13 protein-coding genes are annotated in these 15,957 nt (G+C 45.4%); all 13 read left to right on the top strand.

Annotated features, from left to right (window positions below):
• Positions 1-104: 104 nt before the first annotated feature.
• The 13 genes from ABID56_RS11330 (at position 105) to glpX (ending at position 15,832) form a co-directional block, all read left to right on the top strand.
• Entirely contained in the window at positions 105-1,292 is a 1,188-nt protein-coding gene (locus ABID56_RS11330) for an acetyl-CoA C-acetyltransferase (RefSeq protein ID WP_354221268.1), read from the top strand.
• A gap of 16 nt (positions 1,293-1,308) precedes the next feature.
• Positions 1,309-2,160 (top strand): 3-hydroxybutyryl-CoA dehydrogenase, encoded by an 852-nt coding sequence (locus tag ABID56_RS11325; RefSeq protein ID WP_354221266.1) that lies wholly within the window; start codon positions 1,309-1,311, stop codon positions 2,158-2,160.
• A gap of 20 nt (positions 2,161-2,180) precedes the next feature.
• Complete coding sequence (locus tag ABID56_RS11320; RefSeq protein WP_354221264.1) at positions 2,181-3,320, top strand: acyl-CoA dehydrogenase; 1,140 nt, start codon at positions 2,181-2,183, stop codon at positions 3,318-3,320.
• Between the two features lie 16 nt (positions 3,321-3,336).
• Positions 3,337-4,479 carry an acyl-CoA dehydrogenase gene (locus ABID56_RS11315; protein WP_354221262.1) on the top strand — a complete coding sequence of 381 codons (1,143 nt, stop codon included), beginning with the start codon at positions 3,337-3,339 and terminating at the stop codon, positions 4,477-4,479.
• Positions 4,480-4,501: 22 nt separating this feature from the next.
• Complete coding sequence (gene meaB, locus ABID56_RS11310) at positions 4,502-5,443, top strand: methylmalonyl Co-A mutase-associated GTPase MeaB (protein ID WP_354221260.1); 942 nt, start codon at positions 4,502-4,504, stop codon at positions 5,441-5,443.
• Positions 5,436-6,077 carry a TetR/AcrR family transcriptional regulator gene (locus tag ABID56_RS11305; protein ID WP_354221258.1) on the top strand — a complete coding sequence of 214 codons (642 nt, stop codon included), beginning with the start codon at positions 5,436-5,438 and terminating at the stop codon, positions 6,075-6,077. Before meaB ends, ABID56_RS11305 begins: the two co-directional genes overlap by 8 nt.
• Positions 6,077-9,307: a fused isobutyryl-CoA mutase/GTPase IcmF gene (gene icmF, locus ABID56_RS11300; protein WP_354221256.1), complete on the top strand. Its 3,231-nt coding sequence runs from the start codon at positions 6,077-6,079 to the stop codon at positions 9,305-9,307. The genes ABID56_RS11305 and icmF overlap by 1 nt, the downstream gene beginning before the upstream one ends.
• Positions 9,308-9,883: 576 nt before the next feature.
• Positions 9,884-10,354: a DNA-directed RNA polymerase subunit delta gene (rpoE, locus tag ABID56_RS11295; protein ID WP_354221254.1), complete on the top strand. Its 471-nt coding sequence runs from the start codon at positions 9,884-9,886 to the stop codon at positions 10,352-10,354.
• Between the two features lie 180 nt (positions 10,355-10,534).
• A complete protein-coding gene (pyrG, locus tag ABID56_RS11290; protein WP_354221252.1) occupies positions 10,535-12,127 on the top strand; it encodes a CTP synthase in 1,593 nt (530 codons plus the stop codon).
• An 89-nt stretch (positions 12,128-12,216) separates the two neighbouring features.
• A complete protein-coding gene (locus ABID56_RS11285; RefSeq protein WP_354221250.1) occupies positions 12,217-12,579 on the top strand; it encodes a response regulator in 363 nt (120 codons plus the stop codon).
• A 248-nt stretch (positions 12,580-12,827) separates the two neighbouring features.
• Positions 12,828-13,475 (top strand): fructose-6-phosphate aldolase, encoded by a 648-nt coding sequence (gene fsa, locus ABID56_RS11280; RefSeq protein ID WP_354221248.1) that lies wholly within the window; start codon positions 12,828-12,830, stop codon positions 13,473-13,475.
• A gap of 62 nt (positions 13,476-13,537) precedes the next feature.
• Positions 13,538-14,824 carry a UDP-N-acetylglucosamine 1-carboxyvinyltransferase gene (murA, locus tag ABID56_RS11275; RefSeq protein WP_354221246.1) on the top strand — a complete coding sequence of 429 codons (1,287 nt, stop codon included), beginning with the start codon at positions 13,538-13,540 and terminating at the stop codon, positions 14,822-14,824.
• A 39-nt stretch (positions 14,825-14,863) separates the two neighbouring features.
• Entirely contained in the window at positions 14,864-15,832 is a 969-nt protein-coding gene (gene glpX, locus ABID56_RS11270; protein ID WP_354221244.1) for a class II fructose-bisphosphatase, read from the top strand.
• Positions 15,833-15,957 lie beyond the last annotated feature (125 nt).

Raw genomic sequence — 15,957 nt, 5'->3', positions numbered from 1 at the left:
AGCAGAAAAATTAAAAAAATCAGTCTAAATTGAACGAACGCTCAATCAATCTATGTTATAATAAATGATAGCGATTACATAACGATTATTTAGGAGGGGAAAGCATGACAAAAACAGTCATTGTAGCAGGTGCGCGTACACCGTTCGGGAAATTTGGTGGCGCATTAGCACCATTAACAACAGCCAAACTCGGAGGAATCGCGATTAAAGAAGCACTTAATCGCGCTAATGTCGCACCTGACGATGTGCAAGAAGTGATTATGGGTAGCGTCTTACAAGGTGGACAAGGACAGCTGCCATCGCGCCAAGCTCTGCGCGAAGCTGGCTTACCATGGGGAACGAAAACAGAAACGATTAATAAAGTGTGTGCATCAGGTATGCGCAGTGTCGCCATGGGTGATATGCTCATTCGCCTTGGTGAAGAAGACGTCGTCGTAGCAGGTGGTATGGAAAGTATGAGCCAAGCGCCATATTTCATGCCGAATGCACGTTGGGGCTTACGTATGGGAGATCACCAAGTGAAAGACATGATGGTGCATGACGGTTTAACATGCTCCTTTGAAAATGTTCATATGGGAAGCTACGGTAACAGAACCGCAGACAAATTCAACTTATCTCGCGAACAACAAGACGAATGGGCGGCTCGCAGTCACGAACGTGCTATTCAAGCAACGAAAGACGGTAAATTAGCAGAAGAAATCGTCACTGTCGAAGTCCCGCAACGCAAAAAAGACCCGCTTCACGTATCGGAAGACGAAGCGCCACGCGAAGGGACAACAGCAGACGGTTTATCAAAATTAAAACCGGCTTTCGATAAAGACGGCACAATTACCGCCGGAAACGCACCAGGTGTTAATGACGGAGCCGCGTCGATGGTTATGATGTCAGAAGACAAAGCGAAAGAAAACGGGCAGACCCCACTTGCGACGATTTTAGGTCATGAAGAGGTCGCTGTTGAAGCTGATCGTTTCCCGGAAACGCCAGGTATTGTTATTAACAATCTACTTGAGAAAACAGGTTATTCAAAAGATGACATCGACTTGTTTGAAGTCAATGAGGCGTTTGCCGCTGTATCCCTTGCAAGCAGTGACATTGCAGGACTTGATCCGGAAAAAGTAAACGTTAACGGAGGCGCCGTTGCTCTCGGCCACCCAATCGGTGCGAGTGGTGCGCGTATTATTTTGACACTTGCTTATGAGTTGAAACGTCGCGGAGGCGGCTTAGGTATCGCCTCGATTTGTTCAGGTGGCGGCCAAGGTGACGCGTTATTAATTGAAGTACCGAAACAATAAAGGAGGCCCATTCAACATGGCAGTTCAAAACGTAATGGTGATCGGAGCAGGCCAAATGGGGGCGGGCATTGCCCAAGTATTCGCCCAAGCCGGCTTCGATGTAAAATTAAACGATATTGCAGAAGATTCGCTGACAAAAGGATATCAAGGCATCGAAAAACGGCTCGATCGTCAAATCGAAAAAGGGCGCATGACCGAAGACGATAAGAATCAAGCGTTAAACAACCTAACAACGACAACAAACCTTAACGAGGCGAGCGACCGCGATCTCGTCATTGAAGCGGTCGTTGAGAATATGGATGTGAAAACAAGCGTTTTTCAAAAACTTGACGAAATCACGCCAGAGCATGCGATTTTAGCGACGAACACGTCATCGCTTCCGATTACAGATATCGCAGCTGTCACGAATCGTCCTGAACAAGTGATTGGCATGCACTTCATGAATCCGGTTCCCGTCATGAAGCTCGTCGAAGTCATTCGCGCGATTCAAACGAGTGACGCGTCTTTTCAAACGATTCAAGAAGCGACTGAAAAACTCGGTAAAACAGCCGTGGAAGTCAATGATTACCCAGGTTTTATTTCGAATCGTGTCCTTATGCCGATGATTAATGAAGCGATTTATACCGTGTTTGAAGGTGTCGCTAAACCAGAAGACGTCGACAGCGTCATGAAGCTCGGCATGAATCATCCGATGGGGCCATTGCAATTAGCTGATTTTATCGGACTAGATACATGCCTATACATTATGGAGATTTTACACGACGGTTTTGGCGACAGTAAATATCGCCCGTGCCCACTGCTACGTAAATACGTGAGCGCTGGTTGGCTCGGTAAAAAATCGGGGCGCGGTTTTTACGTCTACGACTAACTTGAACGGGAGTGCTAACCATGGATTTACAATTTAGAGAAGAGCAGACGATGATGCGCAAAATGGTCCGCGATTTTGCACAACAAGAAGTCGCCCCTGCTGTGGAACAAATGGAACGGGAAGACCGTTTTCCGAAAGAAATTATCGATAAAATGGGCGAACTCGGTTTACTCGGTATTCCTGTGAGTGAAGACCAAGGCGGCGCAGGTATGGATTACACGTCATACATTATTGCGATCCACGAGCTATCGAAAGTGAGTGCGACGCTAGGTGTGATTTTGTCTGTTCATACGTCAGTCGGTACGTTTCCGATTGTGAAGTTTGGGACGGAAGAGCAAATTAATCACTATGTGCCGAAGCTAGCTACAGGTGAATACCTCGGCGCTTTTGCGTTAACCGAACCACAAGCTGGCAGTGACGCGAGTAATTTGAAAACAAAAGCGGTTAAAGATGGCGACGATTATGTCATCACAGGGTCGAAAGTGTTTATGACGAACGGTGGTTTTGCGACTACGTATATCGTGTTTGCCAATACGAATCCAGAACTCGGCCATAAAGGTGTGTCTGCGTTTATCGTTGAAGATGGGACGCCTGGCTTTGAAGTCGGTAAACCAGAAGAGAAGATGGGCTTGCACGGGTCTAGTACCGTGTCGCTGACGTTTGACCAGTGTCGTGTGCCAAAATCGCAATTGCTCGGTGAAGAAGGTGAAGGGTTTAAAATCGCGATGGCGAATTTGAATATTGGTCGGATTGGGATTGCTGCACAAGCGTTAGGCATTGCTGAAGCATCATTAGAAGCGGCCACCGATTACGCGAAAGAACGCGAACAATTCGGCAAGCCCATCGCACAGCACCAAGGTGTGTCGTTTAAACTAGCCGATATGGCAACAGCCGTCGAATCTGCTAAACTATTAGTCTATAATGCGGCTTCGACCTATGAAGCTGGGCAAGATGCTGGGAAGCAAGCGTCGATGGCGAAAAAATTCGCTTCCCAAACTGCAATGGACGCAGCAATCGAAGCCGTGCAAGTCTTTGGCGGTTACGGCTATACGAAAGATTACCCAGTCGAACGCTATTTCCGCGACGCCAAAATCACCCAAATATACGAAGGCACGACTGAAGTCCAAAACATGGTGATCAGTCGTCAGTTATTGAAATAAAGGGAGGAACTAATAGATGAATTTTCAACTAACCGAAGAACAACAAATGCTACGCAAAATGGTCCGCGATTTTGCGGTGAATGAAGTCGAACCAACAGCAGCAGAACGAGATGAAGAAGAGCGGTTCGACCGCGGGATTTTTGACCAAATGGCTGAACTCGGCCTAACAGGAATTCCTTGGCCTGAAGAATACGGCGGAATCGGAAGCGATTTCGTCAGTTACGCAATCGCGGTCGAAGAATTATCACGCGTCTGTGCGTCAACAGGTGTAACCCTATCAGCTCACATCTCGCTTGCAAGCTGGCCAATTTACACATACGGTAACGAAGACCAAAAACAAAACTTCCTGCAACGTCTAGCGACAGGTGAAGCTTTGGGAGCTTACGCTTTATCAGAACCAGGTGCCGGTAGTGACGTATCCTCAATGAAAACAACGGCGAAACTAGACGGCGATCATTACGTATTAAACGGCTCAAAAGTATGGATCACAAATGGCGGTGTCGCAGATATCTATGTTGTGTTCGCGAAGACAGACATGGACGCGAAACATAAAGGCATTTCGGCGTTTATCGTCGAAAAAGGCACAGAAGGCTTTAGTTTTGGTAAGAAAGAAGAAAAACTCGGTATCCGTTCGTCTCCGACAACAGAGCTTATTTTCGAAAATTGCCGTATTCCAAAAGAAAACATGCTCGGCGATGAAGGTGACGGATTCAAAATTGCGATGACGACATTAGACGGCGGTCGTAACGGAATTGCGGCTCAAGCGGTCGGGATTGCCCAAGGTGCGCTCGATAAAGCGACGGACTATGCGAAGGAGCGCGAACAGTTCGGTAAACCGATTGCGAAAAATCAAGGTATTTCCTTTAAGCTAGCCGATATGGCGACGAATATCGAAGCGTCCCGTCTATTAACCTATCAAGCTGCTTACAATGAGTCAGAAGGGCTACCTTACCAAAAAGAATCTGCGATGGCGAAACTGTTTGCCGGTGATACGGCGATGAATGTGACGGTTGAAGCGGTACAAGTTTACGGTGGTTACGGTTATACGAAAGACTACCCAGTCGAGCGTTACATGCGCGATGCGAAAATTACGCAAATTTACGAAGGTACACAAGAAATTCAGCGTCTCGTCGTCGGTCGTATGGTGACGAAAGATTAATTAATGGAAAGGAAGGACTCGTATGGAGCAACTGGCTGAACGAATTGCGAACCAAGATCAACGTGCATTAGCCCGAGCGATTACGATGGTTGAAAACGATCATCCTGACAAGCTCGCCTTACTAAGCGCGATTAATCAGCGAAAACAAGGATCGCATTATATCGGTATTACGGGCTCACCTGGTGCTGGTAAGAGTTCGCTACTCGACCATCTCGTCACGCAATTGCGCGAACAAGGGAAAACGGTCGCAATCATCGCCGTTGATCCAACGAGTCCGTTTAGTGGCGGCGCGCTTCTCGGCGACCGTGTTCGTATGCATAAACATTTCACAGATGAACACGTCTTTATTCGCAGTATGGCTACGCGCGGCAGTCTCGGCGGCTTGGCGCGTGCGACGAAAGATGCGATTCGGGCGTGCGATGCCTATGGGTTTGATTATATTTTCGTCGAAACAGTCGGTGTTGGTCAGTCAGAGCTCGATATTATGAAGGTCGTGGATACGACGGCGGTTGTCCTGACGCCTAATTCGGGCGATGTCATGCAAGTGTTTAAAGCAGGCATTATGGAAATTGCTGATCTATTTATCATTAACAAAGCCGATTTACCAGGCGTACGCAAACTTAAAAATCAGCTTTACGACATGATTCATATGGTCGGTCATGACGGCTTTGAACCGGTCGTGTTAGAAGCCGTATCAACGGATGAAGCGCAAGGGTTTGACCGCATGATTCGGTCGTTCGGCAAGCATTGGGCGTACTTGGAAGAAACGGAAGCGGGTGCGCGTAAACGCCAAAACCAACTTAAACAAGAAGTCTATGACTTGATTCATGATAGCTTGTATAAAGACGTCGTCACGATGATCGAAGCGGATGAATCGATGCAAGCCGCGTTAAACGACATCACAGACCCATATCAATTAGCAGAACGGTGGCTGAAGACGTGGAAGGGGACGAACGATGGTTAAAGAAATTAGTTCCTCAATTAAAGATGAAACATTAATCCAAAAACGACGAGCCCAACTGCAAAAAGGCGCGGTCACACTGTTTAAACAAAAAGGCTTTCACCGCGCAACGACACGAGAAATTGCGAAAGCAGCCGGCTTTAGTATCGGGACCCTTTACGAATATATTCGCACGAAAGAAGATGTGCTCTTTCTCGTTTGTGATGCGATCTACGATGAAGTACGCTCGCGCATGGAAGCGGTGATCGATACGAATGAAACATCGCGGGACGCGCTTTATCAAGCAGTGAAATCGTATTTTCATGTTATGGATGACTTACAAGATGAAGTGCTTATTTTGTATCAAGAATTAAAAGCATTACCGAAAGATGCCCAAGATTATGTGTTAAATAAAGAAAAAGAAATGATGCAGTTGTTTGAACGAATTTTAGCGAATAATTATGCTGCGATTTTAAATGAAACAGATATTGTGTTGATCGCGAATAATATTTTTATTCAAGGGCAAATGTGGGGCTTTCGTCGATGGGTATTGCAAAAAACATTTACGTTAGACGATTACACAGATCAACAATTTAAATGGTTAACAAACCAATTGGCTTATGAAGCGGCCAAACAAAAGCAAGGAGGCGTGTCATAATGCAACAAATGGAAGCGTATCAAGTGAAACATCCCGTACGATTTGTGACGGCATCGAGTTTGTTTGACGGACACGATGCATCGATTAACATTATGCGTCGTATTTTACAGGCGAGTGGCGCCGAAGTCATTCACTTAGGGCATAACCGATCAGTTGAAGCGGTCGTGAATGCGGCAATTCAAGAAGACGCACAAGGCATTGCGATTTCATCATATCAAGGTGGCCACGTGGAATATTTTAAATACATGGTCGACTTGTTAAATGAGAAGGGTGCCGGTCACATCCGCGTTTATGGTGGCGGTGGCGGTGTTATTTTGCCACGTGAAATTAAAGAACTTCATGACTATGGTGTGGCGCGTATCTTTTCACCAGAAGACGGTCGTGAAACAGGGCTTCAAGGCATGATCAACACGATGCTTGAAGAGTGTGATCACCCGACGCCGATTGAATTAGAAGCGGACGCGAAAGCAGCAAAAGACGGCGATAATCAAGCAGTGGCTCGTTTAATTACCCATGTGGAAAATGGTTCGGTGTCGAGTGAGGAGTTAAATCGACTGCTAGCAATCGACGGTTCAAACGTTCCTGTCATGGGGATTACCGGAACAGGTGGCGCTGGTAAAAGTTCCTTAACCGATGAATTAATTCGTCGCTTTTTAAACGAAGTACCTGATAAAAAGATCGCGGTTATTTCGGTGGATCCGACGAAGAAGAAAACGGGGGGCGCGTTACTCGGCGACCGCATTCGCATGAACGCGATTTTCGATTCGCGCGTATACATGCGTTCGCTCGCTACACGCGATTCGAAAAGCGAGCTGTCAAAAGCGATCACGGATGCGATTAACGTGACGAAAGCGGCGCATTTTGACTTTATCATCGTTGAAACGAGTGGTATCGGTCAAGGTGACGCCGAAATTACCGAAATCACGGACTTATCGATGTATGTCATGACAGCCGAATTCGGTGCACCGTCTCAGCTTGAGAAGATCGACATGATCGACTATGCCGATTTTATTGTGATTAATAAATTTGAACAAAAAGGCTCGGACGACGCGCTCAAACAAGTGCGCAAACAATACGAACGCAGCCATATGCGATTCCACGAAGACCACGCGTCATTCCCAGTGTTCGGTACGATCGCGAGTCAGTTTAATGATGCAGGGACGAACACGTTATTTGCAGCCATGCTTGAAACGTTGAATGATCGTTATGCTTGGAATGTTGATGTTCCATTCGATACAAGCGTCAAAACGGCTGAGAAACAAAACTTAATTATTCCGCCAGAACGACGTCAATATTTACGCGACATCGCTGAAGCGGTACGCGGTTATAAAGAACACGCACGTCGCCAAAGCGAAATCGCGAGCAAAGTGTATCAATTAAAAGGCACGAAAGACGAACTTGCGGGCCACGAAATCGATGCGCTTGAAAACTTGATCGCCGATTATGAAAAGCAACTTGACGCTGAAACCGTGCAACAATTAGACAATTACGATCATTTCCAAAACACGTATTCGCAAGATGAAATGAGCTATGAAGTACGTGGTAAAGAATTCAAAGTCGAGATGAACACTGAAAGTTTATCCGGCCTTAAAATTCCGAAAGTCGCACTCCCGAGTTACCAAGACTGGGGCGACCAGGTTAAGTTTATGATGCTTGAAAACTTACCAGGTTACTTCCCGTATACAGCGGGCGTGTTCCCATTCAAACGTCGCGGCGAAGATCCGACGCGTCAATTTGCAGGGGAAGGTACGCCAGAACGAACGAATCGCCGTTTCCATTATTTATCGGAAAATGAACCGGCGAAGCGCTTGAGTACGGCATTTGACTCGGTTACGCTTTACGGCGAAGACCCAGATGAGCGCCCGGACATTTACGGTAAAGTCGGGGAGTCTGGTGTTAGTATTTGTACTGTTGAGGATATGAAGAAACTGTACGACGGCTTTGATTTAAGCGATCCGAAAACGTCCGTGTCGATGACGATCAACGGGCCGGCACCGATTATTTTAGCCATGTTCTTTAACGCAGCTGTCGATCAGCAACTGGAGAAATTTAAAGACGAAAACGGACGCGAGCCGAGTGCGGACGAGCACGAACGGATTAAGGCTGAAACGATTTCGGTCGTGCGCGGTACTGTGCAGGCGGATATTTTGAAAGAAGACCAAGGTCAAAACACGTGTATCTTTTCGACGGAGTTTGCCCTACGCATGATGGGTGATATTCAAGAATACTTTATCGAACAAGATGTGAAAAACTATTATTCTGTGTCGATTTCCGGGTATCACATTGCTGAGGCGGGCGCGAACCCGATCAGTCAGCTTGCGTTCACGTTAGCAAATGGCTTTACGTACGTTGAGTACTATTTAAGTCGTGGCATGGATATTAATAAATTTGCGCCAAACTTATCGTTCTTCTTCTCAAATGGCTTAGACCCAGAATATACCGTCATCGGACGCGTTGCTCGTCGTATTTGGGCTGTTGCGATGCGCGATAAATACGGGGCGAATGATCGAAGTCAGAAGTTGAAGTATCATATTCAAACATCAGGTCGTTCCCTGCACGCGCAAGAGGTCGATTTCAATGACATCCGTACGACGCTCCAGGCGTTACTCGCGATTCAAGACAATACGAACTCGCTTCACACAAATGCGTATGATGAAGCGATTACCACACCAACCGAAGAATCTGTCCGCCGTGCGATGGCGATTCAAATGATCATTAACAAAGAATTCGGCTTAACGAAGACGGAAAACTCGCTACAAGGGTCATATATTTTAGAAGAATTAACCGATCTTGTCGAAGAAGCGGTGTTAGCTGAATTCGAAAGCTTAAACGACCGCGGTGGCGTGCTCGGCGCGATGGAACGTCAATATCAACGTGGTAAAATTCAAGAAGAATCACTTTATTACGAAGGTAAGAAGCACTCAGGCGAATTGCCGATCGTCGGTGTGAACACGTACCAAAACCCGAACCCACCATCAGAAGACGACATCAACTCAATGGAGGTCGCGCGTGCATCACAAGACGAAAAACAACAACAAATTCAAAACTTACGCGATTTCCAAGCACGCAACAAAGCGGAAGCAGACGAAGCACTCGCGCGACTTAAAGACGTCGCAGCATCAGGCGGCAACATTTTCGCCGAACTCATGGAAACCGTCAAAGTCGCAAGCCTCGGCCAAATCACCAACGCCCTATACGAAGTCGGCGGCCAGTATCGACGGAATATGTAAGATTGTTTGATGAGTCGTTGAGGCTGGCACGAAATGTTTAAAGATTACAAAAGATGAATGTTTGAAAATAGCTGTAGAAAGTAATGATGAAGCGGGATCAAAACACATAGACGCCTGCGGGAACAGCACGCGTCTCGAGACCCCGCAAGCCTCGCTTTTGGGCTGAGGAGGCTCGAGCCGTGCCCGCGGCAAGCGAAGTGTTTTGATGGAGCGTCATTCAAGCAGAAACCCGAACAATTTATTTTATTAAAATTGTTCGGGTTTTACTTTGATTAATTCACCTTGCGATTTGTCGATTTCGGTAATTAATTTGTCGAACGGGCGCTATGATTTGTCGATCTCAACTATTAATTTGTCGATTGCATCTATATATCGCCGATCTCCGCAATATATCATCGCGATTTCAATTTTATCGCCGATTTCGCAAATATATCGTCGATTCCCAAAATATATCGCCGACTTGCAACCGCTATTCACATCATAATAATTTTTTCTTGAATTGACGATGATATATGATATTCTGTAAACTAGGAAAGTAGCTAAAGTTACCGTTAACTGGATAAAGGAGTGCTGGTTGTGAGCTTAGAAAAGTATACAAAAGAAGAAATCCAAGAAATATCGATGATTGATCTCGCTTATGAAATCATGGTAGGCGAAAATCAAGCGAAAAATTTTCAAGATATTTATCAACTCGTAGCTGAGGCGAAGGGATTTAGCCAAGAGGAAAAAGAACAATTTATTTCGCAATTTTATACGGATTTAAATGTTGATGGCCGTTTCTTATCTGTCGGCTCTAACCTTTGGGGCTTGAAGCACTGGTATCCATTCGATCAAACGGTTGAAGATGCGTTCGTCGCTGAAGAGAAACCGAAGAAAAAGAAACAGAAGAAGAAAAAAGCTAAAGCAGAAGAACCAGTTGAAGAAGAAACCGTTCTTGACGATGAGTTAGACGTTGAAGAAGAGGAAGAAACAGAAGAATTATTCGAAGATGAAGTCGACGATCTCGAGAAAAATTTAGATAAAGGTGACGATGACGAAGAGTTATAAAGGATGCTTGACTTTCTGTTAGCTCAGGCGTATTATTCTATGTGGGCTCTCTAAAAATCGTAAACTAAGCTCCCGAATACAGTTCGGGGGCTTTTTTTGTTTTTTATAGACGGATTAGATAGTTAATCTCCACACATAGATCCATACTAAACACAATGAAAAGAAAGTGAGGACGAAAGCATGACGAAGTATATTTTCGTAACTGGCGGCGTGGTATCGTCATTAGGTAAAGGGATTACTGCAGCATCATTAGGAAGGCTACTAAAAAACCGAGGACTCAACGTGACGATTCAAAAGTTCGACCCGTATTTAAACGTTGATCCGGGGACGATGAGTCCGTATCAACACGGTGAAGTGTTCGTGACAGAAGACGGTGCAGAGACCGATCTCGATTTAGGTCACTACGAACGTTTTATTGATATTAACTTAAATAAGTATTCCAATATCACGACAGGTAAAGTTTACTCAACGGTTATTCGTAAAGAGCGACGCGGCGATTATTTAGGCGGTACAGTCCAAGTGATCCCGCATATTACGAATGAAATTAAAGACAAGGTCTATCAAGCAGGAAACGAAACGAATGCCGATGTTGTCATCACGGAGATCGGCGGAACGGTCGGTGACATCGAAAGTTTGCCATTTTTAGAGGCGATTCGTCAGCTCAAAAGTGACGTCGGCCGGGATAATGTCATGTACATTCACTGCACGCTCGTACCATATTTAGAGGCAGCAGGTGAAATGAAAACGAAACCGACGCAACACTCGGTGAAAGAATTGCGCTCTCTCGGTATCCAGCCAGATGTTGTGGTGTTAAGAACCGAAATGGAAATTAGCCAAAGTATGAAAGATAAAATTGCGTTGTTCTGTGACATTAACGAAAAAGCTGTCATCGAAGCACGTAACTGTGATGTGTTATACGAAGTCGCATTAGAAATGCAACAACAAGGGTTAGATGAATTAGCGTGCAATCATTTTGGCTTGGACATAAAGCCTGCCGAGATGGGTGAATGGCACGAATTGATCGATCGCGTGAAAAACTTATCGAAAACGACGACAATCGCACTCGTCGGCAAATATGTTCAGTTGCAAGATGCGTATATTTCCGTTGTCGAAGCGTTGAAGCATAGTGGCTTTGCTTTCGATTCGGATATTAACGTGAAATGGGTCAGTTCCGAAACGTTGACGCGGGATAATGTTGAGCAAGAATTAAGTGATGTCGACGGGATTCTTGTCCCAGGTGGTTTCGGCGACCGTGCGATTGACGGTAAAATTGAAGCGATCCGTTATGCGCGTGAGGAAAGAATTCCATTCCTCGGCATTTGTCTCGGTATGCAGCTCGCAACCGTGGAATATGCTCGCAACGTATTAGGGTTAGAAGGTGCTCATTCGGCTGAAATCGATCCGTCGACTCCGCACCCTGTCATTGATTTATTACCAGAGCAAAAAGATGTCGAAGATTTAGGTGGAACACTTCGTTTAGGTGTCTATGCCTGTCGCTTGAAAGAAGGGACGAATGCGTACGATGCTTATGAAGACGAAATTGTTTACGAACGCCACCGTCATCGCTATGAATTTAATAATACGTACCGTGAAAAAATGGAAGAAGCGGGCTTTCAGTTTTCCGGTTTAAGCCCAGATGGACGTTTGGCCGAAATTATTGAAATCGCTGATCACCCGTGGTTTGTCGCGTCACAATTCCACCCAGAATTCAAATCGCGCCCGACACGTCCGCAACCGTTATTCAAAAAATTTGTCGAACACTGTGTGAAATAATTAAAGCGTGAAAAGTGTTGAATGGATTGATTTTCCTATTCCAATCTTGTAAAGTAATAGTGTGATGATTTTGAGAAAAAGGTGATGGAATGGGAAAATATCAAGCTGTTGTTGTGGATGATGAAGAATCAATCGCTATGTTGATGGGTGAATTTTTGAAGCAAGAAGATTTTCATGTCCAACAATTTTTAAATTGCCATGATGCATTACAAACGATGGATAGTGGGCATGTAGACCTATGCTTCATTGATTATTTATTACCTTCTATGAAAGGTGATAAATTTATTGCGACATTACGCGAAAAAGGTGACGATACACCTGTGATTTTGATGACAGGCATGGCTAAAAAACAACTTGAATTAAATTCAAATTCCGATCATCAAGGTGTGTTAGAAAAACCGTTCACACTTAGCGACGTTATTTATTTCGTGAATAAGTATGTTAAGAAGTAGCCCGATTAGATACTTAGTTGCGAAAATGCGACACACTTGATATTCTAGTAATGTGATACATGATAACAACACAAAGGGGGGGCCGCTGTGCCATTTAAGTATGTTTCAGACCATCAATGGAATCATCGTCAGGTAGCATGCGGTTTCATCACCATATAAACACAAAGCAATTGGCTGACCCAGTTTGATCTGGGTTAGCCTTTTCGTGTATCAGTCGAGATTATTTTGATTTTAAAGGAGACTAAAACATGAAATTTTTTATTGATACGGCTAACATTGATGAGATTAAAGAAGCAAACGCATTAGGGATTTTATCAGGCGTGACGACAAACCCGTCACTCGTAGCGAAAGAAGGTGTCTCATTCCACGATCGCCTTAAAGAGATTACAAAAGAAGTCACAGAAGGCTCCGTCAGTGCAGAGGTCATTTCTGAAGATGCAGAAGGGATGCTGAAGGAAGCTGACGAACTCGTTCAAATCGCTCCGAATATTACGATTAAATTACCGATGACACTTGAAGGGTTGAAAGCGTGTAAAACATTAACGGACCGTGGTGTGAAGACAAATGTAACGCTTGTTTTTTCAGCTAATCAAGCATTACTTGCAGCACGTGCAGGCGCATCGTACGTATCACCGTTTTTAGGTCGCTTAGATGATATCGGTCAAAACGGCTTACACTTGATTCAAGAAATCGCGGCTATTTTTGACACGCACGGTATTGAAACGGAAATTATCGCAGCAAGTGTGCGTCACCCGATGCACGTGTCAGAAGCGGCGATGAGTGGTGCGCATATCGCGACAATTCCGTTTAACGTCATTCAGCAACTCGTGAAGCACCCGTTAACGGACCAAGGGATTGAGAAGTTTTTAAATGATTGGGAGAAAGCGAATAAATAAATCGTATGGAAAAGGGCATCCTACAACCAAAAGGTGACCGATACGGTTAAGGAGTATGTTATATGGATAAATTGCTAATCGAAGGCGGCCATAAACTGAATGGAGAAGTTCGGATTAGCGGGGCTAAAAACAGTGCCGTGGCGTTATTGCCAGCGACGATTTTAGCCGAATCCGAAGTCACGATTGAAGGGCTGCCGAATATTTCAGATATCGACATTTTAAAAGAGTTGCTCGAAGATATCGGTGGCGAGGTGTCACAAGACGGCGAGGATGTGACCATCAATCCAGCTAATATGGTCTCGATGCCACTGCCGAACGGTCGTGTAAAAAAATTACGCGCGTCGTATTATTTTATGGGTGCGATGCTCGGCCGATTTAAAAAAGCAGTCATCGGTTTACCAGGCGGTTGTAACCTTGGCCCACGCCCGATCGACCAGCATATTAAAGGCTTTGAAGCGTTAGGCGCTAAAGTAACGAATGAACAAGGCGCGATTTACTTGCAAGCTGATGAACTTGTCGGTGCGAAAATATATTTAGATGTCGTGAGTGTCGGTGCGACGATTAATATTATGCTTGCAGCGGTAAAAGCTAAAGGCAAAACGACGATTGAAAACGCAGCGAAAGAACCGGAAATTATTGATGTCGCGACACTGCTCAATAGTATGGGCGCGAATATTAAAGGAGCTGGCACGGACGTTATTCGTATTGAAGGCGTCGATGAGTTGAACGGTTGTCAGCATACGATTATTCCTGATCGGATTGAAGCTGGCACGTACACCATTTTAGCAGCATCCAAAGGCGAAGAAGTGACGATTGATAATGTCATTCCGACCCACTTGGAATCGTTAACGGCTAAACTACGTGAGATGGGTGTTGAAATCGAAGAAAGCACCGATTATTTAATTGTTCGTGGCAATCGACCGCTGTCGAATGTCGATATTAAGACACTCGTTTATCCAGGAATCCCGACAGATTTACAACAGCCGTTCACATCATTACTCACACAAGCTGAAGGGACGAGTATCGTCACAGATACGATTTACCAAGCCCGTTTTAAACATATTGACGAGCTGCGGCGCATGAATGCGAGTATTAAAGTCGAAGGCAACTCAGCTGTCGTATCTGGTCAAACGCCATTAGAAGGAGCGAAAGTGAAGGCGAGCGACTTGCGCGCGGGCGCGGCGTTAGTCATTGCTGGTCTCATGGCAGATGGCGTCACAGAAGTCGTCGGTCTGGATCATATTGAACGAGGCTACGATCAAATCACTGAAAAACTGAAAAATTTAGGCGCTGTCGTGTGGCGCGAACAAATGTCAGAAGAAGATAAGAAACTATTCCAAAACGCATAATGCACTTAATGGGGACATGATAAAAGGGGGAGCATAACGATGGAAAGAAGTTTATCGATGGAAATTGTCCGCGTCACAGAAGCGGCAGCTTTAGCATCCGCACGCTGGATGGGACGAGGTGAAAAGGAAGAGGCAGACGGTGCAGCGACCGAAGCGATGCGAACGGTTTTTGACACTGTTCCAATGCAAGGTACCGTTGTGATTGGCGAAGGGGAAAAAGATGAGGCACCGATGTTGTACATAGGTGAAGAAGTCGGACAAGGGCAAGGTCCAGAGGTCGATATCGCCGTTGATCCAGTCGAAGGCACGAATATCGTAGCACTCGGGACGTGGAATGCCCTTTGTGTTGTCGGGATTGCAGACCGTGGTGAGCTGTTACACGCACCAGATATGTACATGGAGAAGATTGCCGTCGGTCCAGAAGCAGTCGGAAAAGTTGACCTTAACGCATCTGTTGCTGAGAATTTAGAAGCAGTCGCAAATGCTAAAGGCAAAGACGTAGAAGATATCGTGGTCGTCGTTCTTAATCGCCCGCGCCATGACCAACTTATTCAAGAGATTCGCGAAGCAGGCGCTCGCATCAAGCTCATCCCTGATGGCGATGTGGCCGCATCGATAAACGCAGCCTTTGACCACACAGGTGTCGATATGTTGATGGGCACAGGTGGTGCACCCGAAGGCGTCTTATCAGCGATTGGATTAACGTGTTTAGGTGGCGAAATTCAAGGTCGCTTAAAACCAGTCGATGACGAGCAAGTTGCCCGTTGCCGTGATATGGGCATTCAAGACGTTAACCGCGTGTTAACGATGGAAGACCTATGCGGTGGTGATGATGCGATCTTTGCTGCAACTGGTATTACAGACGGCGAATTGCTCCAAGGCGTCCAATTCAAAGGTGACAAAGCCACAACAGAAACCGTCGTTATGCGCGCCAAATCAGGAACCGTCCGATTTATCGATGGCACACACAGCCTAGCGAAAAAACCAGATTTGGTGATTAAGGATTGATATTTAGCGAAATCTGCAGGTCATACTGCAGATTTCTTCTTTTTACACCCCTAGATTAAACTTGCTTAACGTCATCAAAAACGATACAATAAAACAGTTATACCTCATATAACAATTTCTTCTCA

The sequence above is a fragment of the Alkalibacillus flavidus genome, from assembly GCF_040545925.1.
Lineage (GTDB): Bacteria > Bacillota > Bacilli > Bacillales > Alkalibacillaceae > Alkalibacillus > Alkalibacillus flavidus.
Note: the sequence above shows the minus strand (reverse complement) of the source record. Positions and strands in the feature narration are given on the sequence as shown.

What these genes read in the sequence shown, in the direction of transcription:
- ABID56_RS11330 (WP_354221268.1), top strand. Translation starts at nt 105, where the DNA reads ATGACAAAAACAGTCATTGTAGCAGGTGCGCGTACACCGTTCGGGAAA.
- ABID56_RS11325 (WP_354221266.1), top strand. Translation starts at nt 1,309, where the DNA reads ATGGCAGTTCAAAACGTAATGGTGATCGGAGCAGGCCAAATGGGGGCG.
- ABID56_RS11320 (WP_354221264.1), top strand. Translation starts at nt 2,181, where the DNA reads ATGGATTTACAATTTAGAGAAGAGCAGACGATGATGCGCAAAATGGTC.
- ABID56_RS11315 (WP_354221262.1), top strand. Translation starts at nt 3,337, where the DNA reads ATGAATTTTCAACTAACCGAAGAACAACAAATGCTACGCAAAATGGTC.
- meaB (WP_354221260.1), top strand. Translation starts at nt 4,502, where the DNA reads ATGGAGCAACTGGCTGAACGAATTGCGAACCAAGATCAACGTGCATTA.
- ABID56_RS11305 (WP_354221258.1), top strand. Translation starts at nt 5,436, where the DNA reads ATGGTTAAAGAAATTAGTTCCTCAATTAAAGATGAAACATTAATCCAA.
- icmF (WP_354221256.1), top strand. Translation starts at nt 6,077, where the DNA reads ATGCAACAAATGGAAGCGTATCAAGTGAAACATCCCGTACGATTTGTG.
- pyrG (WP_354221252.1), top strand. Translation starts at nt 10,535, where the DNA reads ATGACGAAGTATATTTTCGTAACTGGCGGCGTGGTATCGTCATTAGGT.
- ABID56_RS11285 (WP_354221250.1), top strand. Translation starts at nt 12,217, where the DNA reads ATGGGAAAATATCAAGCTGTTGTTGTGGATGATGAAGAATCAATCGCT.
- fsa (WP_354221248.1), top strand. Translation starts at nt 12,828, where the DNA reads ATGAAATTTTTTATTGATACGGCTAACATTGATGAGATTAAAGAAGCA.
- murA (WP_354221246.1), top strand. Translation starts at nt 13,538, where the DNA reads ATGGATAAATTGCTAATCGAAGGCGGCCATAAACTGAATGGAGAAGTT.
- glpX (WP_354221244.1), top strand. Translation starts at nt 14,864, where the DNA reads ATGGAAAGAAGTTTATCGATGGAAATTGTCCGCGTCACAGAAGCGGCA.